The following is a 21,859-nucleotide window of genomic DNA, read 5'->3' as shown; positions in this document are numbered from 1 at the left end:
GTTCCGATTTGATGCGATTTCGGCGGACGGGGGGCCGCCCTACCCCGCCATCTGCCGCGCCATCAGTACGGCACCGGCGGCGGGGCTGGCGGCGCTCTCCACCACCCGCGCCTCCGGCACCAGCTCGGCCAGGCGGCGCACCAACTCCGACCGCACCGCCGCCACGCCCTCCAGCACCCCGCCGGTGGTGGCCACCAGCGGCTCCCGCAACTGCATCCGGCGCAGGAGCGCCGCGGCCAGGTTCGCCAGGTCCCCTCCGGCCCGGGCCAGGATCTCGGCGGCGACCGCATCGCCCTCCTCCGCCGCCTGCACCACTTCGGGCACCAGCCCGGCGATGGCCGTGCGGGCGGCGGACGGGTCAGCGTAGATCCGCGGGACTGCCTGCGTGAGGTCCTGCAGGTTCCAGGCCGCGCAGATGCGGTCGCCGAGGCGCGTGGCCGGCCCCGTGCCGTCCTTGGCGGCGAAGGCGGCCGCCAGGGCCTGCCGGCCGATGGTGAAGCCGCTGCCCTCGTCGCCGAGGATCCAGCCCCAGCCCCCGGCCCGCAGCAGGCGGCCCGAGTCGTCGAGGCCGTAGGCGATGGAACCCGTGCCCGCGATCAGGATCGCCCCGGGGCGGCCCTGCAGCGCACCGGCCAGGGCGACCCGGGCGTCGCTCACCACCTGCACCGGTGTGCCGGGGGAGAGGGAGAGGGCCCCGGGAAGCGCGGCGGCCACCCGGGCCTGGGTCTCCGGCTGCCCGGCGCCCGCCAGGCCGGCGCATACCGCCCCCACCGCGGCGGAGGTATGGCCGGATGCCTCCAGCGCCTGGCGGACCGCCTGGCCGATGTTCTCCACGGCCCGGTCGAGGCCGACGACCAGCGGGTTGGCGGGCCCGGCTCCTCCTTCTGCGATCACGCGACCGTCTGTGGTCGCTACCAGGCACCGGGTTCTGGTTCCTCCGCCATCGATTCCAACAAGGATCCGCGAAGTCTCCACGGTGTCGATTCCTCCTGCTGGTGCGACCCGGCGGGACGCCTGTCGGCCGCGGGCCCGGTGTCAAGGGCGGAATGCGCGACCGGGGGCTGTAGTCGCAGCCCCCGGCGCCACCGCACGTTGGGTCGACGGTGACTTGTGCGTTCTGCTGCTCCGGTCTGTGCCCCTACTTGACGAAGTAGAGTTCACCCGCACGGAGTTGCTTCATGAGCATGTTGTTCAGGTTGCCGTACCAGTAGAAGCTGATCTGCGACTGGCCGATCTCGCCATCGGCGACGCTGAGCTTGGTGTCGTAGATCCGGAGCGGCGCGGTCTTCTCGATCAGGCCGATGAACGGCAGGTAGTCGCTGGTGACCGTCGCCAGTTCCTGCGTCAGCTCCTTGATCTCCTTCTCGTCGGTGGACTGATAAAGCTTGGCGAGGATCTGGGTGACGTTGTACTGCTTGCCGGTGCTCGGGGCGGTGATGACCCGGTCCTCACCAGCCTTCAGGGCCGGGAAGTTCATGCGGGTCGCGTAGGCGCCCAGGTACGTCTGCTGATAGACCTCCCACGGATGCGCGTACGTAGACATGCCGGGCACGAAGTAGCAGGCCACCTGATGCTCGCCCTTGGACATGTAGTCCAGCACGTTGGCGGACTCCATCGGCTTGAACTCGACTTCCCAGCCGGCCTCCTGCAGCATCGTGGAGAGGGCCTCGGACGGGTACATCAGCGAAGGCCACGTACCGACGGTCACGATCTCGATCTTGACGGGTTCGCCCTTCTCGTTGGCCCACTTGCCGTTGACCTTCTTCCAACCGATCGAGGTCAGGAGCTCCTCGGCCTTGGTCGGGTTGTAGGAGTAGTCAGGCAGGGTGTCCATGAAGCCCTCGTTGGTGTAGGTCGGGATCAGGGAGGGCAGCAGGCCGCTGCCATGCACGTCGCTGTTGAAGCTGCCGGGCTCAGCCAGCTTGAGCAGCGTGTCGCGGTCCATCATGTAGGCAAAGGCCTTGCGGACCTCCGGGATGTTGAACGGGTACTTCTGAACGTTGAACAAGTAACCGATCTGCGACAACTGCGGGGTGTAGATGGTCCGCAGGGTGGCCTCGAACTTCTTCTCGACCTGAGCGGTCAGCTCGGGGCTCATGCCGCCGTTCTCCACCGTGAAGGTCTGTTCCTGCACCGCAGCGGCGAAGGCCTCGGAGTTCTGGGTACGAACCGCCCTGACCTTCTGGATGTCGATGTCCATGTAATAGTAGGGGTTCTTCTCGAAGATTGCCTCGGCGCTGGTCATGCCCTTGAGGACGTAAGGCCCGGAGTAGAGAGCCGCGTTGATTGCGTCGGGCTTGTAGTTGTTGATCTCGGCGGTGATGTTGGCGAGCACGTCGTCGCCTGCGGTGTCGAACTTGTACCGGTTGTTGGCCTCATCCCAGACACGGTACTTCTCGACGTAGGCCTTCAGTTCATCGGCCCACTGGCCGTAGATCTTGGTCGGGGCCATGATGAAGTTCGGGAGCAGCAGGTTCAGGTTCAGCGGGCTCTCATTGATGAACTGCACGCGGACGGTGCTGTCGTCAACCTTCTCGGCTGACTCCATGACCTGCCACAGCGTGCTCCGGCCGGCCTCCAGATAGAGCATCGTCATGAGGTCGTCCACCGTCACGGGGCTGCCGTCGCTCCACTTGAGGTCGCTGCGGAGCTTCATGGTGAGCGTCTTGCCGTCGACCTCGTAACTCTCCAGTGCGGCCGGACGGTATTCCCGCTCGGGCAGCGGCGAGTAGTTACACAGCGGTTCGTAGAGCAGCGGCTGCAGCGACCAGTTGGGTCCGGCCGTCTCAGCGTACGGGTTGCCGTGGAACCCAGGCGGCGGCTCGAAGGTGACGAAGGTGGTGAGGGTCTTGCTGGTGTCCTTTTCGCCGGTGAGCTTCAGGGTCGTCGGCTTGGTGGAAGACGTGGATCCGGTCTCCTGAATCCCGGTCGTGCCTTGAGACTCCGACTGTGTCTGGCCCGAAGAGTTGGCGCCGGAGCCACTGCTGCAGGCGGTAACCAGCACCATGCTTACGGCCAGAAGCGCAGCTGCAAGCCTCTTCATTCTCTTCGCCTCCACAGTGTGTTTTATCTCAAGACGCGGTGTGAGGCCGCAGTCTTGATGCCGAACGTGTTGTGGATCCTGAACAGCGCGGATCGGGGAGCAGGACCCTGCGGTTCACTGCATCGCCTTGCGCATACAAGCCCACTCGTGCACAACCTGGAACCCGGCGGACTCGTAGATCTTGCGGGCCACGTTCTCGCGGCCGGTGAAGAGCGACATAAAGGTGGCCCCGATGTCCCTGAGCCCCTGGCAGAGGGCGGAGAAGAGCACGGAACCGGCCCCGACGCCGCGGAGCTCGCTGTGCACGCCGATACCGGCGAAGTAGCCGCGGCCGCTCTCCTGCACGTACAGCGGGCCGGCGAAGCCGCCCACGCGCCCCCCCTGCTCCACGATCAGCAGGGGATACGGGCGGGGGCCGTTCACGTTGGTCATTACCTTGTCCCGCCAGTCCTCGTTGCCCAGGTCGTCGAAGAGTTCGCTCAGGCCGTAATGCCTGGCGGGATCGTAATACGTGATGCTGATCCCCTGCGCGGCCAGAGCAGCTGCCCGTTCGGCGATCTTGGGCTGGAACTGGAAGTCCGCCAGGAGGCGGTAGTAGGAGTACTGGCGGCTGGTGTCGGCGTAGCCGCGGGCCGTGAAGAAGGGGAAGGCCGGTGACGACACGTCCACGCCGGGCGCGTTGGGGTGGTCATGCCCGGGGGTGCCGGGGATGAACCATTCCAGGTTGATCGGGTTGAAGAAGTTCAGGTCAATCCTGACGATGGTCGGGAAGGCCCGCAACCTGTGCTCCAGCGCACGGAGGAGTGCGGTGCCTACCCCGCGCCGCCGGTGAGCCGGGTCCACCAGGATGAAGGTGATGTAACCGCGGTCCGTTCCCGTGTTGTGGTAGGCGCTGCCGAAACCGAGGATCTGCCCGTCCTGCTCCGCTACCACGTTGCACTTGACCTCGTGATCGCCGGCGCTGACGAAGAGCGCCTGGAAGCGTTCGCAGGCGAGCGGTTTATACAGAACCTCCCGGCTCAGCGTCGTACGGTTCCAAAGGGTGTGCACAGCCGGCAGGTCGGCCGCCTCCATCGTTCGGATCATGTTATACCGGCTCCCTTGCTTACCGGCCGCGTCGCTGCACGAACCTGACCACCGGCCAGTAGAGCAGCGCAATCAGGGCGTTCAGCCCGATCACCAGCGCGTAGAGCGTCACGGTACCGGCATCCTTGGGGCCCAGTGCCAGCCCCAGCACGGCGATGATCAGGATCGTCAGCGCGACCGTGGCGATAAACCTCAGGAATTGGAGGAGGTGCTGAACCGGCCATTCATCCCGGCCCTGATGCTCTCCGCCAGATGGCATGCCACCAGGCCTCCTTCAAACTCCCGGAGCTTGGGCTCCTCCCGCTCGCAGATCTCCTGCGCGTACGGGCAGCGGGGATGGAACTTGCAGCCGGGCGGTGCGTTGGTGACGCTGGGCATGTCGAAGGAGCGGAGGGGGAGCTGGGTGAGGCGCTCTCCCCGCAGGGTCGGATCGGCCTCCGGCACCGCCGAGATCAGGGCGTGGAAGTAGGGATGTGCGGGGTGATCCAGCGCCGCCTGAATCTGGTTGATCTCGACCATTCGGCCCAGGTACATCACGACGATCCGGCCATGATGCGCGATGTAGCGTGCGGTGCCCAGGTCGTGGGTGATGTAGACGAAGGAGACGCCCAGCTTCTGGTTCGCCCGGGCCATCAGGTCCAGGAGCGAGATGCGCAGGGAGACGTCGACCATGGACACGGGCTCATCGGCCACGATGAGGGTGGGCTTGACCGAGAGGGCCCGTGCCAGCAGGATGCGCTGCCGCTGTCCGCCGGAGAGCTGGTGCGGGTACTTCTGCAGGAACTGCGCCGGCGGCGTGAGGCCGATCTCGACGAAGAGCTCGCTCAGCTGATCCCACGCGTCGTGCTGGTTGTGCGCCAGCCTGTGCTGCAGAAGTGGCAGGGAGAGGGACTGGAAGATCGTGCGGTTGGGGTTGAGTGCGGCGTAGGAGTCCTGATGGATCATCTGCACGCCCAGCCGGTACTCCTTGTACTCCTGCTTGGTCAGCTTACGGAGCTCCTTGCCCTTGTAGAGCACCCGGCCCTCAGTGGGCTGGTAGATGTCCGTGATCACCTTGCCGAGGGTGGTCTTCCCGCAGCCGCTCTCGCCGACCACGGCGATAATCTCACCCGGTTCGATGGAGAGGTTCACCCCTACCAGGGCCCCGACCTGCTCCCGGGGGTTCCGCTCACTCCTGAAATAGACACTGACGTTCTCCAGTGATACCAGGCTCACGGTTGAAACACCTTCTCCCAACTATAGCAGCGGGTGTACTGTCCCGGATGGCTGGGGTAGAGCTGCTCGGTTTTTTTGCGGTCGCCGTCGCAGATGCCTTTCGCACAGGCGAAGCAGCGCGGGGCGAACCGGCAGGAATCCGGCAGGTTGGCCAGGTCGGGCGGATGGCCCGGAATGGCCTTGCGCTTGGTCACGTCATCCCGCAGGGAAGGGATGGCGCTCATCAGGCCGGCGGTGTAGGGGTGCGTGGGCTGCTTGAACATGGTGAGCACGGGGCCGAATTCCACCAGCTGGCCGGCGTACATCACGCCCAGCCGGTCGACGATGGAGCCGATGATGGAAACGTCGTGGGTGCAGAAGACCATCGTCAGACCGTATTCCTTCTGGATCCGCCTCAGGATCTCGAGGATGTACCACTGGGTGATCACGTCCAGCGCGGTGGTAGGCTCATCCAGGAAGATGATGTCGGGATCGAGGATCAGGCTCAGAGCAATGATCGTGCGCTGCTTCATGCCGCCGGAGAGCTGGTGCGGATAACAATCCAGCACCCGCTCCTCGAGCCGCACATGGCTGAGCAGATCCCGGGCCTTGGCGAGGATCTCTTCCTCGGGCATGTTGGGATTGTGGGCCCACGCGGTCTCCAGGAAATGCTCCTTGACCCGCAGCGTCGGGTTCAGGACGTTCTGTGCAGCCTGGAAGACTGTGGTCAGGTAGGTCCAGCGGTAACGGGCGAAGTCCTGGGGGGTCAGCTTCCGCAGGTCAACCGGATTGCCGTCTTTCGGGTAGTAGATGACTTCACCGGAGGTGATCTTGCCCGGCGCCTGAATGAGGTTCAAGATGCCGAAGACCAGGGTGGACTTTCCAGAGCCGCTTTCGCCGATGATGCCGACGATCTCGCCCCGGTTGATCGTAAGGCTGACGTTATCACAGGCCCGGATCGTGCGCCCGTGCACCGTGAACTCCACCGTGAGGTTTTTCACCTCGAGAATCGGTTGTGTCATGACTCACCCTCCTCTAGGCCCGCAGCCGGGGGTTGAGCGCCTCGTCCAGTCCGTTGGCAAAGCAGTAGCAACCCAGCTGGAACAGCATGAGGCAGACCACCGGTGCCAGGAAGTACACAACGGTGGCGGAGCCCATCAGCGCACCGGTCTGCGAGATGGCCACCTGGATCATGACACCCCAGTGATTCCCCTGGAACGGAACCAGGCCCAGGAGCATCAGGCCGACGCTGGAGGTAATGGCGCTCTTCATGATGGAGATGAAGTTAACGGCGACGTAGGAAACCAGATTGGGCAGCACATCGTAGCGGATGATGTTCAACTTGCTGATGCCCAGCAGGCGGCTGGCCTCAATGAACTCCCGGTGTTTGAGGCTTAGCACCTGAGAGCGGATGGCTTTGGCCAGGCCGGCCCAGGACCAGAGGCTGAGCACCACGCCGAAGAGGAGCGGATCGGTGATGCGGATGATCATGGACAGGATCATGGTGACCGGGAAACTGGGCATTGTGAGCACGACGTTGGTGAGGAGCATCAGCACCTGGTCCACCACGCCGCCCTGCAGGCCGGAGATGACACCGATACCGGTGGCGATCAGCACCGTGAACAGACCGGCATAGGCTGCCACCAGCAACACGTTCCGGGAGCCCAGGATCAGCTGGAGCAGGGTGTCCTTGCCGGCCAGATCCGTGCCCAGCGGGTGCTTCCACGAGGGCGGCTGCAGCCGGTTGACGTAGTCGGACTTGAGTTCGGGAATGAACATGGGCCCGAAGATGGCCATGAGCAGGAAGACCAGCAGAATGAGGAAGCCTGCACGGGACATCGGGTTGCGCCAGATGGTGCGGAAGAACGCCCTGACGCCGCCGAACCGGTCCTGGTTGACCCCATTCTTCTTGCGGCCGTTCATTTGCGCTCACCTCTCCCTCAGGCGTGGGTTCAGCACTGTGTAGAGCCACTCGGCCAGCAACCCGCAGAGCACCACCACGACGATCATCATGAAGTACATCCCCTGCATCAGGGGGTAGTCCCGGCGCGAGATGGCCACGTTCAGGTAATAGCCAACGCCTGGGTACACGAACAGGTTCTCGATCAGCGGAGATCCGCCGAACATGAAGCCAAAGGAGATGGCCAGCGAGGTGATCATCGGCAGGATGGAGTTGCGACCGACATACTGGAGGAGGATTCGCTTCTGAGGGAGCCCGCGGGCGGTGGCGTAGGTGACGTAATCCTCGCTCAGCACACCGATCGCGTTGGCGCGCATGCTGACGGTCCAGCCGCCTACCGTCGTGAGGAAGTATGACAGAACCGGCAGGATGGCGTGCTGCAGCACGTCACCGATGAAGGCGCCGTTGAACCCGGGAGTTACCTCGGCGCTGTACGGGCCGCGGGAAGGAAGCCAGCCCAGGTTGACGGCGAAGAGGAAGACCAACAAGTAGGCCACGATGTAATTGGGAATCGAACCGAAGATCGACTGCCACACGTTCAGCAGAGCGTTCAGCCACCGCTTCCGCTTCCAGGCGATGAAGAGGCCCACGATGACCCCCATGGCAAAGGAGAGAAACAGCGATATCGTCAGCACCAGCAGGGTCCAGGGCAGTGCGCCCAGCATCAGGCTGGTGACGGGTTTGTGATAGCTGAGTGACTCACCCAGGTTTCCGCGCAGCACGCCGGCCAGGTAGTTTGCCAGACGTTGCAGGACGGGGATGTCAGGGTCGTAGTTCAACATGCTCTTGGCCCTGGCGTAAGCCAGGTCCATCTCCAGATTTTGGGTTTGTGCGATCTCAGCGGCCAGTGTCTCCACCGGATCGCCGGGCATGTTCTGGATTACCAGGAACATGCAAACAATAGCAAACAAAATGGTCACAAGCGAAATTAGCAACTTCTGCACAGACGCGTCACACCTTTTTCACCGTCGTCCGAATGGAAGGGACAAAAAAGGAGTTCCCTCCAGCGGGGGAGAATTCCTCCTATCCAAAAGAGGGATTGTATATACCACTATACGCATCCTCTAATGAGTTAGAACAAATGTTTGTTAGTCCTCCAGTATACATTCAGCAGAGTATGAGGGGAGTGACGGCCATGTCTCTGGCTGAGCGCGCAGGGGAACTCTTCATGATCGGTTTCCGCGGCACCGACCCCGGCGACGTGCCCGAGGCCCTCATCCGCACGGAGGGCGTGGGCGGGGTCATCCTCTTCGCACGCAACCTGGTCTCGGCGGACCAGGCCCGCCGCCTCACGGCGCGCATCCAGTCCTGCAGTCCCGATCTCCCGCTCCTCATCGCCGTCGACCAGGAGGGGGGCATCGTTCTCCGGCTGGCCGTCACCCCCTGGCCCGGCGCCATGAGCCTGGGTGCCGCCGGCTCACCGGACCTCACCCGACGGGTGGGTGCCGGCATCGCCCGGGAGCTCCGGGCGATGGGCATCAACATGAACCTGGCCCCGGTGCTCGACGTGAACGTCAACCCTGCCAATCCGGTCATCGGCGTGCGCTCCTTCGGATCTGACCCCGCCCGGGTGGCCGAGCACGGGGCCGCCTACATCCGCGGCCACCACGATGAGGGAGTGCTGGCCACTGCGAAGCACTTCCCGGGCCACGGGGACACCGACGTGGACTCGCACCTTGCCCTGCCCCGGGTGCCCCACGGCATGGACCGGCTGGAGGCGGTGGAACTGGTGCCGTTCCGCCGGGCGATCGCGGCGGGGGTGGACGCCATCATGACGGCCCACGTCGTCTTTCCCGCGGTGGAACCGGACCCCGACCGGCCGGCCACCCTCTCGCCCGCGGTGCTGACGGGCCTCCTGCGGGAGCAACTGGGCTTCGACGGGCTGGTGATCACCGACTGCATGGAGATGAAGGCCATCGCCGACCACGCGGGGACCGCGGAGGGGGCGGTGCAGGCCATCGCCGCCGGCGCCGACCTGGTGCTGATCTCCCACACTGAGCGCCTCCAGCGGGAGGCGATCGCGGCGGTGCGGGCCGCCATTGCGAGTGGCCGCATCCCCGCATGGCGGGTGGAGGAGGCGCTGCGCCGGGTGCGGGCCGCCCGGGAGCGGGTGGCGCAACGCTGGCAGACGGCCGACCTGGCCGACGTCGGCGCCCCGGCGCATCAGGCGCTGGCTGCCGAGGCCGCCGCAGCCGCGGTGACCGCCGTGGGCGATCTCGGGTCCCTGGTGCCCCTCCGGCCGGAGCGGGCCCTGCTCCTCGCCGTCGACCCCGCCCCCGTGGTGGAGGTGGAGGAAAGGGAGCCAGCCGGCTCGCCGGTGCTGCAGGCGGCGGCACGGCTCGCCCCGGCTCTGCGGGCCGTGGGTGTGCGGCGGGACCCGGACCCCGACGAGGTGGAGCGGCTGGTGGCGGCGGCAGCCGGGGCCGACCCGGTGGTGGTGGCCACGTTCCTGGCGCCGCGCTTCCCCGGCCAGGTGGCCCTGGTGCGGGCCCTGCAGGCGGCGGGCCACCGCGTGGTCCTCGTGCCGCAGCGGGGGCCGTATGATCTGCTGGCCGTGCCCGGGATGGCGGGGGCCGTGGTGATGTACGAGGAGCGGCCCCTCGCGGCGGAGGCGGCGCTGCGCTGCCTGCTGGGACAGGCGGCGGCGCCGGGCCGTCTGCCCGTGGCGCTGCCGGGGCACAGCGACTGACGCGCAAGCAACGGAACCGCGACACGGCTCCGATCTTGTCACGGATTGCGAAGACAAGGAGGAATCGGTCATGACGGGTACCAGGGAGATGCGAATCCTCACCATCGGTGCGCATGCGGCTGACCAGGAACTCTCCGCCGGGATGATCATCGCCAAGTACACCGCCGCGGGGCACAAGGCGTTCATCCTGAGCCTCACCCCGGGCGAGAAGGGCCACCCCACCCTCTCGGCCGAGGAGTACGCCGAGCAGAAGCGGCGGGAGGCCGCCGAGTGTGCCCGCAAGCTGGGCGCGGAGTCGATCGTCCTGAACTACAAGGACGCCGAGTTGCCGTACAACGACGAGATCTCCCTCGAGGTCTGCGACATCATCCGCGACATCAAGCCTGACGTGATCATCACGCACCCGGAGCATTCCATCCACCGCGACCATCGGCATGCCCACAAGATCGCCATGGACGCCCACTTCTTCGCGGCGCTGAAGCGGATCGAGCGGGCGAAGCCGGCCCACTGGACCCGCCGCGTCTACTTCTCGGAGAACTGGGAGGACATGGAGGACTACGAGCCGGACATCTACGTGGAGATTCCCGAGCCCATCTTCGAGCAGTACTGCGATGCCCTCTCCAGCTTCGCCCTGTGGAACGGCGGCACCGGCTGGCCGTACGCGGACTACTACAAGTCGCTGGCCCGGCTGCGCGGCTGCCTGGGCGGCGGGCTGAACTGGAAGTACGCGGCGACGCTGATGGTGCCCAAGGGCGGCCTGCGCCAATACGCCGCCGGGGACCGGCTGCCGCTGGAACTCTGATCGCAATGCGGAAACTGCCAGGGCAAGTGCGCCCTGGCAGTTCTCTGGCCGACTCCGACCTACCGCAGCGCCGCTGCCACCGCGTTGTGGAACCGGGGGCGCAGGCGGATGATGTGCGGAGTGCGGCCGAAGTGAACCCGGTTGGTGAGGAGGGCCACCACCAGCCGCCGGTGGGGGTCGACCCAGAGGCTGGTGCCCGTGAACCCGGTGTGGCCGAAGGAGCCGGGGCTGAAGAGGTCGCCGCAGCTCAGCGACTCCGAGTCCTCCCGGGCGACGATCCAGCCGAGGCCCCGGTGCTCCGGGCCCTGGATGTGCGGCGTCTGGTCACGGGTGGCCGCCGCCACCATCGCGGGCGAGAGCACCCCGGCGCCGCCGTCGAGCCACATCTGGCCGTAGGCGGCCACCTCGGGCGCCGTGCTGAAGAGCCCGGCGTGGCCGGCGATGCCCCCGAGGGCGGTGGCCGTCTCGTCGTGCACCTCGCCGCACTGGTAGCGGCCCAGCCGCTCCCGGTACTCGGTGGCCGCAGCCCGGGCAGCGCGCTCGCCCGTGGGCAGGAAGCCGGTCTCCGTGAACCCCAGGGGCCCGTGGACCTGCTCCTGCACGAACCGCTCCAGCGGCTGGCCGCTGACCCTGGCTACCAGTTCGCCCAGCAGGATGAAGCCCAGGTCGCTGTAGATGATCCGGGTGCCCGGGGGCGCCTCGAGCGGCAGGGTGGCGATGCGGGCGATGAGCTCCTCCCGGGGTCGGGAGGGGTCCCGCAAGGCCTGGCTGAACGGCTGGAGGCCGGCGGTGTGGGTGAGCAGGTGACGGATGCGGATCTCCTCCCGCCCCTCGCCCTGGTACTCGGGGAAGAAAAGGTGAAGCGGGTCGTCGAGCCGGATGTCGCCCCGCTCGATCAGCCGGAGCACCGCCGGCAGCGTGGCGATCACCTTGGTGAGCGAGGCCAGGTCGAAGAGGGTCTCCGGCCGCATCGGCCGCCGCTCCGGGTAGACGGCTGCCCACCCGAGGGCCCGGTGGACGGCCACCTTTCCGTCCCGGGCGATGACCACAACCGCCCCGGGCAGGCGTTCGGCGGCGATCTCCGCTTCCAGGAGCGCGATGGCCTGCTCCAGGCGCTCCGGGTCGAACCCGGCCTCCGCAGGCCCGGCCGCGCGCAGGCCGCGGGGCCAGTGGGTCTCGTGCAGGGCGTCGACGATCGGTACGGCGTTCACGGTTCGGTCAACTCCTTTGGCAAGCGTGAGGGATGCGACATGGCCAGGATCAGGCTTGGCAACGAGGTGCTGCTCGCCGCCCGCAAGGAGCTGATCACGGGCGTGCGGGTCGGCCTCATCACGAACCACACCGGAACCAACAGCCAGCTGGAGTCGCTGGTGGACCTGCTGGTGGCGGACCCCGCCGTGAGGGTGACGGCGCTCTACTCGCCGGAGCACGGCATCCGCGGGGACGCGGCGGCGGGGGAGAAGGTGAGCAGTTCCACCGACCCGGTGACCGGGCTGCCCGTGTACAGTCTGTACGGCGAACACCGCAAGCCCACGCCGGAGATGCTCCGGGAGGTGGACGTGCTCCTCTTCGACATCCAGGACGCCGGGGCCCGCTTCTACACCTACACCTGGACCCTGGCCCTGTGCATGCAGGCCGCCGCGGAGAGCGGCAAGCGGCTGGTCGTTCTCGACCGGCCCAACCCCATCGGCGGCGTGCAGGTGGAGGGCGGCGTTGTGCGGCCCGGGCTGGAGTCCTTCGTCGGCCTCTACCCCGTGGCCACCCGCCACGGCCTCACCCACGGGGAGATTGCCCGGTGGCTGAACGACCGGTTCGGCCTGGGCTGCGACCTCACCGTGGTGCCCATGGAGGGCTGGCGCCGCACGATGTGGTGGGACGAGACGGGCCTCCCCTTCGTTCCGCCCAGCCCGGCGGCCAACGGGCTCGACATGCTCACGCTCTACCCCGGCCTCTGCTTCCTGGAGGGAACGAACCTCTCGGAGGGGCGGGGTACGGCGCTGCCCTTCCAGGTGTTCGGCGCGCCCTGGCTCGACGAGCGGCGCACGGTGGCCGAGCTGAAGCGGCGGAACCTGCCCGGGGTGCTGTTCCGGCCGGCCTATTTCACGCCCTGGACGTCGAAGTACCAGGGGCAGTTGTGCCGGGGCGTGCAGGTCCATATCGTGAACCGGCAGGCTGTGCGGCCCGTGGCGCTGGGAGCGCACGTTCTGGACGTGGTGCGGCGGCTGCACCCGGGGGAGTTCCAGTGGGTATCGTGGGACGGGACCCGCACCGTCGACCGGCTGAGCGGCTCCGACTTGCTCTACCGGGCGGTCGAGGGCGAGCTGGCGCTGGAGGCGGTGCTGGCCCAGTGGGAGGAGGAGGCGCGCCGGTTCGCCGCGGAGTCGGCGGCATACCACTTGTATAAGTAGAGGGGCGTGGTAGAGGGGCGTGTGTGCCGCAGGGGGCACGGGGCCGCCAGGCTCTGGCGGCCCTGTGCGATTTAGCCCAGGTTTTTCAGCTCCTCCCGCCAGGCGCGGAACGGCGGCATGCTCATCTCCTCCAGCCCGCCGGGACGGTTGCGCTGCAGCCACAGGTCCCGGTGCTCGCAGGCGATGGCCTCCAGCTCCCGGCCGAGCGCCTCGCGCTGCTCCGCAGACGGCAGGCTGCCCCGCAGCACGCCCTGCAGCGTCTGTCCGAGGTCGCAGAGGAAGAGGAGCAGGCGAACGGCGTTGCGCAGCTCCCGCATCACCAGGGGCCCCCGGGCGCAGCGCAGGTCGGCCAGGTCGAGGCCGGCGGCGGCGCGGCGCACCGCCTCCGCCTGGGCGGCGAAGTCGATTTCGGGCAGGAGCTTCCATTCCCGCCAGGTCCGGGCGCTGTGGAAGAGGCGGCCGAGGGCGGTGCCGTTGTGAATGCGCGGGCCGGCCGCCAGGTAGGTGTTGCCCAGGTCGTACAGCACGCTGCCGATCTGGCCTGCCCCGTCCTCGAAGACGAGGCGGTCGAGGAACGGCCGCACGTCGGCCTCCCGGTTGGCCTCCAGCGCCCAGCTCACGGCGGCGCCGAAGGCCACCGGCAGGTAGGCGACGGGCTCGTAGTCCTGGTGGCCCAGGTCGCCCCAGATGGTGTTCAGGAAGCCCTGGGCGCCGTGCTTCAGGCCGCTTTCGGCGGCGCTGCGCATGTTCTGCAGGGCGTTCTCGGTGCGCCCCACCAGCGACATCCAGGTGGACGTGCCCGGGCAGACGTAGAACGGCACGCCGGCGTGGGCGTAGACGGCACAGTGCTCGTCGAAGGGGTGGTCCGCCTCATAGCCCCACTCCAGGGCGATCACGTCCTTCGGCAGCCGGGCCACGGCCTCGGGGTACTTGATGATGATGTCGCCCCAGAACTGCATCGTGCGGCGCCGTTCCGCCACGAGCCGGTGAATCTTGAGCAACTGCTCCAGGTAGACCTCGTGCTCGCCCCGTTCGGCCACCGCCCGGGCCGAGCGGCCCTGGCCGACGTCCCACGTCTCGTCGCAGCCCACGTTGAAGTACTGGCTGGTGAAGTGCGGCAGCAGCTCGTCGTAAAGCCCGGCGAGGAAGGAGATGACCGAGGGCTCGGCCGGGGAGAGCGAGAACGGCTCGTTCCGGCGCCCGCCCCAGGGCAGTTCGAAGCCGTCGGGTGCCTCGGCCATGTGCTTGTACCGGGAGTGGATCAGCCACGGCGTCATATGGCCGAACGAGTTCTGGTTGGGCACGAGGTCGATGAAGCGCTCCCGGCAGTAGCGGTCGAGGAGCATGATCTCCTCGCCGGTCATCGGCGAATAGGCCTGCCAGACCTCCCGGTGTTCGCGGTAGGCAAAGGTGTGCTCCGTATACAGCTGAAACTCGTTGATTTTCAGATCGGCCAGGAGGTCCACGAAGCGGTAGAGGCTTTCCATCGTGGGAACCTTGCCCCGGCTGATGTCCAGCATCACGCCCCGGCGGCGGAAGTCGGGCCAGTCGGCGATGGCCACCGCCGGCACCCGCCGCCCCCCGGAGAGCAGTTGCTTCAGGGTGGCGAGGCCGTAGGCGGCCCCGGCCGGGGCCCTGGCCCCGATGGTGATGCCGTCGGGGGAGACCGTCAGCCGGTAGCCCTGCAGGTGGGTGATGCCGGGGTCCTGGGTGTCGACCGTCACGTGCAGTTCCCCGGAGAGGCCCACCGGGCTGGCGGTCAGGTGGACGGTGATGCCCGCGCGGGCCGCGGCGGACTGGAACCGCTGCAGGGTCGGCAGGAGCAGGTCGTGGCTGCCCAGGACGACCACCCAGAGCGTCTCGGGCAGCGTGACCGTCTGGTCGCCCCAGGTGACGGTGCGGGGCTGGGGAAGGAGGGGAAGGGTTGGCATAATAGCACCTCCCGCTGCGGGGCGTGCCCCCGGCCCGCCCCGCGTGTTGCAGTGAGTGGCACACCATAGCTTCTCCATTCGCTGGTGCGCGGCGCATCCCCTACCCCGGGGCGAGAGCCCATGGAAGGGATTGGGCAATCGGGCGGGGAATTCAGAGGAAGTAGCACGAGCAGAGGAGCATGAGGAGGTCGACCTGTCTGATGCGCTTCATCCGCCGTTTTTCGTACTTGTTGACGAGCCTTCTGGTACTGGTTCTCCTCGGTGTCATCGCCTGGGTGCTGCGCTGGCAACTGGCGGGGTACATCTCGGTGCTCGTTCTGACCGCGGCGCTGATGATCTACTGGGTGGCCGCCCGGCGGGGCCGCGTGACCCCTGCGGACCCGCAGAAGAAGCTCCGCAAGTCCCGCGGCGGCCAGCGGCCCGTGGTGCTGCACTTCTACAGCGACTACTCGCTCGCATGCCTGCTCTCCCGCCCGGTGGACGGTCCGCTGGAGCGGCGGTACCGGAGCCGCTGCGAGTTCATCCACGTGGACGTGGGCCATCCCGACGCCGCGGCCATGCAGGAGGAGCTGAAGGCCGGCCTGGGCGACTGGCTCTTCTTCGACCTCTCGGGCAAGCTGGTCGGCAAGCGGTCGCGGCTCTCGGCCGATGACATCGATCGCCTGCTGGAGGGCGCATCCTGATACAGGCCGACCCTGATGGGAACGCATATGCACGTCGCACGCCGTGGCGCCCACGGCGTGCTGCCGTTAAGGGGGCTGTGCTGCATGGAGTTTGAGGAACTGTTCGCACTCGTGAGCACCCGCCGTTCGATCCGCAAATACCGTCCCGACGACGTGCCCGACGAGCTGCTCGAGCGGGCCATCGCGCTGGCCACGTGGGCCCCGAGCGGGGGGAACTACCAGTCCTGGCGCTTCACGGTGGTGAAGAACCGGGAGCTGATCCACAAGCTGGCCGACGCCGTGGAGGCCCGCAGCCGGCTGATGGCGTCCTGGCCTGAGTCGGAGCCTTACCGCGAGCAGGCCGACCGCTGGGTGAAGACCTGCGCCTTCTTCCGCCACGCCCCGGCCTGCATCGCCGTGCAGGTGGGCGCCTACCAGTCCGTGGCCGACAAGCTGCTCGCCGCCCGCGGGCCTGCCGACCCCGCTGCCCGCGAGATGGCGGAGTGGCGCCGGTTCGGCTCGTCCCGCATCCAGACCATCGGCGCGGCGGTGATGCTCCTCCTGCTGGCCCTGCACCAGCAGGGGCTGGGGGCCTGCTGGATGGCCGGTCCTCTGCAGGCGAAGGCCGAAATCGAGCGCCTGCTGCAGATTCCGGAGGGCTGGGACTTCGTCGCGCTGGTGCCCGTGGGCTTCCCCGCCGAGGAGCGGGAGGCGCCGCCGCGGCGTCCGCTCTCGGAGGTGATGGAGTTCATCCGCTGACCGGTGCCGCCTTCATGCCCGCGCCCGTATGTCGGGGGCCTGCCGGGGGAAGAATGGATACGGCAGGTTTCACGCGCGGGGGGTGTGAGGGCGTATGGGGAGGCGGGGCCCCGGCAAGGGGAGGAGGAGCGGCCTCAGGCCTCGCTCCGGGCGCTGGCAGCGCCGGCTGCCGGCCCTCCTCAGCCGGCTGCGGCGGCGGTGGCGCTCCTTCTGGCACTGGGAGGTGCTCCGCGCCCTCCGCGACTTCTACCCGGCGCTCCGTCGCGCCAGGGCCCCGGGGCCGGGCGAGCTGCGCCAGTTCCCCCAGCGGAACTGGCACTAGGTTCCGCAACCCACGTGCACCCCGGTGACTGAAACGGAAAACCCCCTGGCCGTTGCCGGCCAGGGGGAACTTACTTCCACTAGAGGTTCCCGTGCAGGGCATAGGTGCGAACCTTCTCCAGTTCGCGGTAGATCAGGTTCTTCCCCTCGTCCGTGTGCCACCAGTTGTCCCGGGTGATGTCGGTGCGGCGGTCGGGGCAGCAGGTGATCTTGGTCTCGCGGGGGATATAGTTCGCCAGCGTGCGCTTCGCACGGCGCATATGGTGGGGAGCGCTTACCAGGAGGACGTTCCGGATGTTCTTCCAGCCGATGGTCTCCTCAATACGGGCGACCGCATACCGAACCTGCTCGATGGTGTTGAGGGACTCGCACTCGATGTCGATGGCCTCCGCCGGCACGCCCAGCTCGATCATGTGGTTGCGGAGTCGTTCCGCCTCGCAGACGCCGATGCCCCGCTTGTCACCCCCGGCGATGAAGACCCGGGGCGCAAGGCCGGCGTGGTAGAGCTCCGCAGCGCGTTCAGCCCGCTCGAGCCGCTTGCCGCCGAAGACCAGAATCAGGTCCCCGGGTGTCGGCTCATCCTCTACGAACAGGTACTCGGAAATCTCCCGGAGCGACATGCCTTCGTACAGTCTCAGGTTCATCTGGCATTCCTCCCTGGCGCGTGATCTTTCCTGGCGCCCGCTCTCCCCACCGGGCGGTCCCTGCCGCTCTGGCGCCTCCCGCCGGGCGCCGGTCAGGCGGGTAGCGAAAATCGCCTTTGCTCGCAATCAGTTTCCCCATCGCGGAGAGCCTGGCCACATGCCCGGCTCCGCACGGGTGCCCGATTCCGAAACAAAGGCGATTGTGATGGCACGCTGTTCGCTTTCCGGCAGGCCGCCGCGCGGCCCGCCAGCCCGGTCGCACGGTCCGATGGCCGCGCGCGGCGCAAGGAGGGGAATTGCCACGGGGTCATTGCAACGGCAGAAGGGTGCGTAGCGCAACGGCCCTCACCTCCTCGCTCCTTGACAGGGTATTCGCCATCCGGCGCGAATTCCCCTGTCGCGTTTGGTGGGACGAGGATGCTCTTTTTGACTGAGCCTAACGGCGCAGATGGTCTAGTGCTGCCGGATCCTCCCTGCGCTGTAGTCTGGCTCGGACTCGTATCTGGTTATGCGTGCCATGCGCCGGCGCGCAGCCTCCTGGCCGCGTCGATCAGGGCCGTGGCGGCGGCTTCCACCTCCTCCCGGGTGGTCGGCCGGCCGAGGCTGAGCCGTACGGCGCCCAGGGCGTCCGCCGGCGAGAGTCCCATCGCCAGCAGCACCGCGCTGGGTTCGCTGACGCCGGCGTGGCAGGCCGACCCGGTGGAGGCGGCGACAGTCGGGGCCGCCGCCAGAAGGTCGTTGCCGACCAGCCCCTCAAATCGCACGTGCAGAGTATTGGGCAGGCGGGGCGCGCCCTGGCCGGTCACGCGCACGGGCAGCGCTTCGGTGAGCGCCGCCTCCAGCCAGTCCCGCAGCTCCGCCAGCCGGCGCGGCTCGCCCGTGACCAGCTTCATCTCGGCGATCTCGCAGGCCCGGCCCAGGGCGACGATGTAGGGCACGTTCTCGGTGCCCGCCCGGCGTCCTTCTTCGTAGTCGGCGCCGTGGATCAGCGGGTGGATGCTGACCCCGCGCCGCACGTAGAGTGCACCCACGCCCTTGGGGGCGTAGAGCTTGTGACCGGCCACGGTAAGCAGGTCGCAGCCGATCGCCTCCACGCTGACGGGGATCTTCCCGCAGCTCTGCGCGGCGTCTACGTGGAAGAGCACGCCCGCCTCGCGGGCGATGCGGCCGACCTCCTCCACCGGCTGGATCACGCCGGTCTCGTTCTGGGCGTGCAGGAGCGAGATCAGGATGGTGTCGGGCCTGAGGGCGCGGCGCACCGCGTCGGGGTCAACCCGCCCCTGGCCGTCCGCGGGCAGCACCGTGAGCGCGAAGCCGAACTCCCGCTCGAGGTACCGGCAGGCCTGGAGGGTCGCGGGATGCTCGATCCCTGACGTGATGATATGCCCGCGCCCGCGTGCGAACGCCACCCCTTTGAGGGCCAGGTTGATGGACTCGCTGGCGCAGGAGGTGAAGACGACTTCGCCCGGGCTGGCGCCGATGAGGCTGGCCACCTGCTCCCGGGCGGCTGCGAGCGCCGCCGCGGCCGCACTCCCGAGCCGGTGCTGGGAGTGCGGGTTGCCGTAGTGCTCGTTGAAGTAAGGCAGCATCGCCGCCACGACTGCCGGATCCACCGGGGTGGTGGCATTGTAGTCGAGGTAGATTGTCCGCTCCACCTTAAGTCCTCCTCGTCGGTTGCTGTAGAGCCCCCGCCCTGGGGCCCCCGCTGTAGGGCTACCTACGGTGTCCAATGCAGATGCAGGTATGAGTGAAATTGTTCCTTTGCCTCATACCAAGTACCTATACCTCTTGCTAGACTAAAACTAGTCACGTATAGTGACGCGCGTCACATACCAAGTTCGGTCACACGACTGTCGAGTCAAGCGGCGGATGCCGGGAAAGGATGAGATGCGTTGAACGGCGTTACGATGCTGAGTCGGATCCAGTTCGGCTTGACCGTCGGCTTCCACTTCATCTTCGTGCCGCTTTCCATCGGACTGATTCTCTTCACTGCCATCATGGAGACGCTGTACGTGCGCACGGGGGATCCGAAGTACAAGACCCTGACCAAGTTCTGGGGCAAGCTCTTCACCATCAACTTCCTCCTCGGCGTGGTGACCGGCGTCGCCATGGAGTTCCAGTTCGGCACCAACTGGTCCCGGTACTCGGAGTTCATGGGCGACATCTTCGGTTCGCCGCTGGCCGTGGAGGCCCTGATGGCCTTCTTCCTTGAGTCGACCATGCTGGGCATCTGGATCTTCGGCTGGAACAAGCTGTCGAAGAAGATGCACCTGCTGGCCGGCTGGCTGGTTGTCCTCGGCACCCACCTCTCCGCGGTCTGGATTATCGCGGCCAACGGCTTCATGCAGAACCCCGTGGGCTACGTGCTGCGCAACAACCGGGCTGAGCTGGTGAACTTCTGGGAGGTCCTCTTCAATCCCTACGCCTGGTACATGTACATCCATACGATCTTCGCCTGCTATAGCGTGGGCGCCTTCTTTATCCTGGCCGTGTCGGCCTACCACCTGCTCCGCAGGCAGAACGTGGACATGATGAAGGCCAGCGTAAGAATCGCGACGGTCTTCGCCGTCATCGCCACCCTTGGCAACGCCATCACCGGCCACTTCAACGGCCGCAACGTCGCCATCCGGCAGCCCACCAAGTTGGCGGCCATGGAGGCCTTGTGGGAGAGCGGCTCCAACGTCGGCATGCCCCTGATCGTCGTCCCCGATGCGGCAAACGAGCGCAACGCGGTTGAGCTGCTTAAGATTCCGGGCCTCACCAGCTGGCTCGCCTACGGCAGCACGGATGCCTACGTGCAGGGCCTGAAGGACGTCCCGCCCGCAGAGCGGCCGCCCGTCGCCCCCACGTTCTGGTCGTTCCGGCTCATGGTGGGCGTGGGAGTCCTGATGCTGCTCCTCGCGGTACTCGCCCTGTGGCACGAGCGCAAGGGCACCCTGATGGAGCGCAAGACGCTCCTCAAGTTCCTGCACTGGTCCTTCCCGCTGCCCTACATCTCGACCACGCTGGGCTGGATGGTGGCCGAGGTGGGGCGGCAGCCCTGGACGGTATACGGCCTGATCACCACGTCGGACTCGGTCTCGCCCGTAGCCCTCGCTGACGTGGTGACCAGCGTGGCCCTGGTGGTCATCTTCTACGCCATCCTCGTGGGCCTGGACGTGTACCTCCTGGTCCGCTACGCCAAGGCCGGCCCCGAGGCCATGGACGAGCGGCAGGCAGCCGTGGCAGACTAGTCCGCCCGTGTGCGAAGGAGGTATGACGGATGTCCCACGAAGTGTTGCAGGTCATCTGGTTTGCCCTGTGGGGGCTCCTCTGGGCGATCTATTTCGGGCTGGACGGCTTTGATCTGGGATCGGGCATGCTGGCCGGCGTCTTCCGGAAGGACGAAGACCAGCGGCACCTGATCGGGTCGCTGGCGCCCATCTGGGACGGCAACGAGGTCTGGGTCATCACCGCCGGCGGCGTGACGTTTGCCGCCTTCCCCAAGCTCTACGCCACCATGTTCAGCTCGCTCTACCTGCCCCTGTTCATCATCCTGTTCAGCCTCATGTTCCGGGCGGTGGCGATCGAGTTTTACCACCACATGGACTACGACCGGTCCTGGCAGCGCATCTGGGGCTGGGTGCTGTCGGTGGCCAGCTTCCTGGTGGCCTTCCTCTTTGGCGTGGCCTTCGGGAACATCTTCCAGGGCATGCTGCTGGATGCTCAGGGCTACCACGGCACGATTCTCAGCCTGCTCAACCCGTACGGCCTGCTCACCGGTGTCCTCTTCGTGGTCGCCTTCCTGATGAACGGCGCCTCCTGGCTGGCCCACAAGGCCCCGGAAGGTGATCTGCGCACCAAGGCGCACAACTTCGCCAACCGCATCTGGCCCGTGGTGCTGGTGGTGGCCGCCGCCTGGCTGGTCTACACCCCGTTCGCCACGAACCTGCTGGAGAACTACGTGAAGGTTCCTGTCCTCTTCCTGGTGCCGGTGCTGGCGGTGGCGATGCTGCTGCTCACCCTGGTCTACCTGCGGAAGAGCAACCACCTGCTGGCGCTGCTGGCCGGCTCGCTGACGGTGGGCCTCACGGTGATCGCCGCGGTGATCGGGCTCTTCCCGAACATGTTCCCCTCCAAGATTGACCCGGCGTACAGCCTCACCGCCTTCAACTCGTCCAGCAGCCAGTACACGCTGCAGTTCATGTTCTTTGTGGTGGTCATCTTCCTGCCCTTCGTGCTGCTCTACCAGGTCTGGGCCTATAAGCTCTTCGGCCGGAAGGGCACGGGCACGGAGGCGCAACACTACTAGTCCACCGACCACCAACCGCGGCGGCCGGGGCCCCCCCCAAGACTGAGGTCCCGGGTGTGATCATGGAAG

At 67.0% G+C, this 21,859-nt stretch carries 20 protein-coding genes; 8 read left to right on the top strand and 12 right to left on the bottom strand.

Going from position 1 to position 21,859, the window contains the following annotated elements:
- Positions 1–39: 39 nt before the first annotated feature.
- The 8 genes from AB2385_RS13620 to AB2385_RS13585 all read right to left on the bottom strand — a co-directional run bounded on the left by AB2385_RS13620 (position 40) and on the right by AB2385_RS13585 (position 8,227).
- Positions 40–975 (bottom strand): N-acetylglucosamine kinase, encoded by a 936-nt coding sequence (locus tag AB2385_RS13620; protein ID WP_011194427.1) that lies wholly within the window; start codon positions 973–975, stop codon positions 40–42.
- Between the two features lie 163 nt (positions 976–1,138).
- Positions 1,139–3,043: an ABC transporter substrate-binding protein gene (locus AB2385_RS13615; protein ID WP_367655559.1), complete on the bottom strand. Its 1,905-nt coding sequence runs from the start codon at positions 3,041–3,043 to the stop codon at positions 1,139–1,141.
- Between the two features lie 114 nt (positions 3,044–3,157).
- Positions 3,158–4,129, bottom strand: coding sequence for a GNAT family N-acetyltransferase (locus AB2385_RS13610; protein WP_367655558.1), 972 nt, complete (start codon positions 4,127–4,129; stop codon positions 3,158–3,160).
- Positions 4,130–4,148: 19 nt separating this feature from the next.
- A complete protein-coding gene (locus AB2385_RS13605) occupies positions 4,149–4,388 on the bottom strand; it encodes a hypothetical protein (protein ID WP_011194430.1) in 240 nt (79 codons plus the stop codon).
- The gene (locus AB2385_RS13600) at positions 4,322–5,344 is read right to left on the bottom strand and encodes an ABC transporter ATP-binding protein (RefSeq protein ID WP_367655557.1); all 1,023 of its coding nucleotides are present in this window, start codon (positions 5,342–5,344) and stop codon (positions 4,322–4,324) included. The genes AB2385_RS13605 and AB2385_RS13600 overlap by 67 nt, the downstream gene beginning before the upstream one ends.
- Positions 5,341–6,345, bottom strand: coding sequence for an ABC transporter ATP-binding protein (locus tag AB2385_RS13595; RefSeq protein ID WP_011194432.1), 1,005 nt, complete (start codon positions 6,343–6,345; stop codon positions 5,341–5,343). The genes AB2385_RS13600 and AB2385_RS13595 overlap by 4 nt, the downstream gene beginning before the upstream one ends.
- Before the next feature lie 13 nt (positions 6,346–6,358).
- Complete coding sequence (locus tag AB2385_RS13590) at positions 6,359–7,246, bottom strand: ABC transporter permease (RefSeq protein ID WP_011194433.1); 888 nt, start codon at positions 7,244–7,246, stop codon at positions 6,359–6,361.
- 6 nt (positions 7,247–7,252) lie between these two features.
- Positions 7,253–8,227, bottom strand: coding sequence for an ABC transporter permease (locus AB2385_RS13585; RefSeq protein ID WP_011194434.1), 975 nt, complete (start codon positions 8,225–8,227; stop codon positions 7,253–7,255).
- 191 nt (positions 8,228–8,418) lie between these two features.
- Between AB2385_RS13585 and nagZ the strand changes: the two genes are divergently transcribed.
- Together nagZ and AB2385_RS13575 are read left to right on the top strand one after the other, a co-directional pair.
- The gene (gene nagZ, locus AB2385_RS13580) at positions 8,419–9,972 is read left to right on the top strand and encodes a beta-N-acetylhexosaminidase (protein WP_367655556.1); all 1,554 of its coding nucleotides are present in this window, start codon (positions 8,419–8,421) and stop codon (positions 9,970–9,972) included.
- Between the two features lie 70 nt (positions 9,973–10,042).
- Positions 10,043–10,774, top strand: coding sequence for a PIG-L deacetylase family protein (locus AB2385_RS13575; protein WP_367655555.1), 732 nt, complete (start codon positions 10,043–10,045; stop codon positions 10,772–10,774).
- A 59-nt stretch (positions 10,775–10,833) separates the two neighbouring features.
- Here AB2385_RS13575 and AB2385_RS13570 read toward each other — a convergent pair whose 3' ends face one another.
- Entirely contained in the window at positions 10,834–11,985 is a 1,152-nt protein-coding gene (locus AB2385_RS13570) for a serine hydrolase domain-containing protein (protein ID WP_367655554.1), read from the bottom strand.
- Between the two features lie 39 nt (positions 11,986–12,024).
- Between AB2385_RS13570 and AB2385_RS13565 the strand changes: the two genes are divergently transcribed.
- Entirely contained in the window at positions 12,025–13,182 is a 1,158-nt protein-coding gene (locus AB2385_RS13565; RefSeq protein ID WP_070105439.1) for an exo-beta-N-acetylmuramidase NamZ domain-containing protein, read from the top strand.
- A gap of 71 nt (positions 13,183–13,253) precedes the next feature.
- Here AB2385_RS13565 and AB2385_RS13560 read toward each other — a convergent pair whose 3' ends face one another.
- Positions 13,254–15,113: a glycoside hydrolase family 20 zincin-like fold domain-containing protein gene (locus tag AB2385_RS13560; protein WP_367655553.1), complete on the bottom strand. Its 1,860-nt coding sequence runs from the start codon at positions 15,111–15,113 to the stop codon at positions 13,254–13,256.
- Positions 15,114–15,313: 200 nt separating this feature from the next.
- On the opposite strand from AB2385_RS13560, the gene AB2385_RS13555 reads away from it, so the two are divergent.
- The 3 genes from AB2385_RS13555 to AB2385_RS13545 all read left to right on the top strand — a co-directional run bounded on the left by AB2385_RS13555 (position 15,314) and on the right by AB2385_RS13545 (position 16,856).
- A complete protein-coding gene (locus AB2385_RS13555; protein WP_367655552.1) occupies positions 15,314–15,796 on the top strand; it encodes a hypothetical protein in 483 nt (160 codons plus the stop codon).
- 84 nt (positions 15,797–15,880) lie between these two features.
- Positions 15,881–16,534, top strand: a complete 654-nt coding sequence (locus AB2385_RS13550) for a nitroreductase family protein (RefSeq protein WP_367655551.1) — start codon at positions 15,881–15,883, stop codon at positions 16,532–16,534.
- 94 nt (positions 16,535–16,628) lie between these two features.
- Positions 16,629–16,856, top strand: a complete 228-nt coding sequence (locus AB2385_RS13545) for a hypothetical protein (RefSeq protein ID WP_367655550.1) — start codon at positions 16,629–16,631, stop codon at positions 16,854–16,856.
- A 79-nt stretch (positions 16,857–16,935) separates the two neighbouring features.
- Here the strand turns inward: AB2385_RS13545 and AB2385_RS13540 are convergent, their stop codons facing one another.
- On the bottom strand, positions 16,936–17,499 hold the full coding sequence (locus AB2385_RS13540; RefSeq protein WP_367655549.1) for a YdcF family protein: 564 nt from the start codon (positions 17,497–17,499) through the stop codon (positions 16,936–16,938).
- 506 nt (positions 17,500–18,005) lie between these two features.
- Positions 18,006–19,154, bottom strand: a complete 1,149-nt coding sequence (locus AB2385_RS13535; protein ID WP_367655548.1) for a cysteine desulfurase family protein — start codon at positions 19,152–19,154, stop codon at positions 18,006–18,008.
- Positions 19,155–19,391: 237 nt separating this feature from the next.
- On the opposite strand from AB2385_RS13535, the gene AB2385_RS13530 reads away from it, so the two are divergent.
- Entirely contained in the window at positions 19,392–20,732 is a 1,341-nt protein-coding gene (locus tag AB2385_RS13530; protein ID WP_367655547.1) for a cytochrome ubiquinol oxidase subunit I, read from the top strand.
- A 29-nt stretch (positions 20,733–20,761) separates the two neighbouring features.
- Positions 20,762–21,790: a cytochrome d ubiquinol oxidase subunit II gene (gene cydB / locus AB2385_RS13525; protein WP_367655546.1), complete on the top strand. Its 1,029-nt coding sequence runs from the start codon at positions 20,762–20,764 to the stop codon at positions 21,788–21,790.
- Positions 21,791–21,859 lie beyond the last annotated feature (69 nt).

The organism is Symbiobacterium sp., assembly GCF_040797425.1.
Classification (GTDB): Bacteria; Bacillota; Sulfobacillia; order Symbiobacteriales; family Symbiobacteriaceae; genus Symbiobacterium.
Note: the sequence above shows the minus strand (reverse complement) of the source record. Positions and strands in the feature narration are given on the sequence as shown.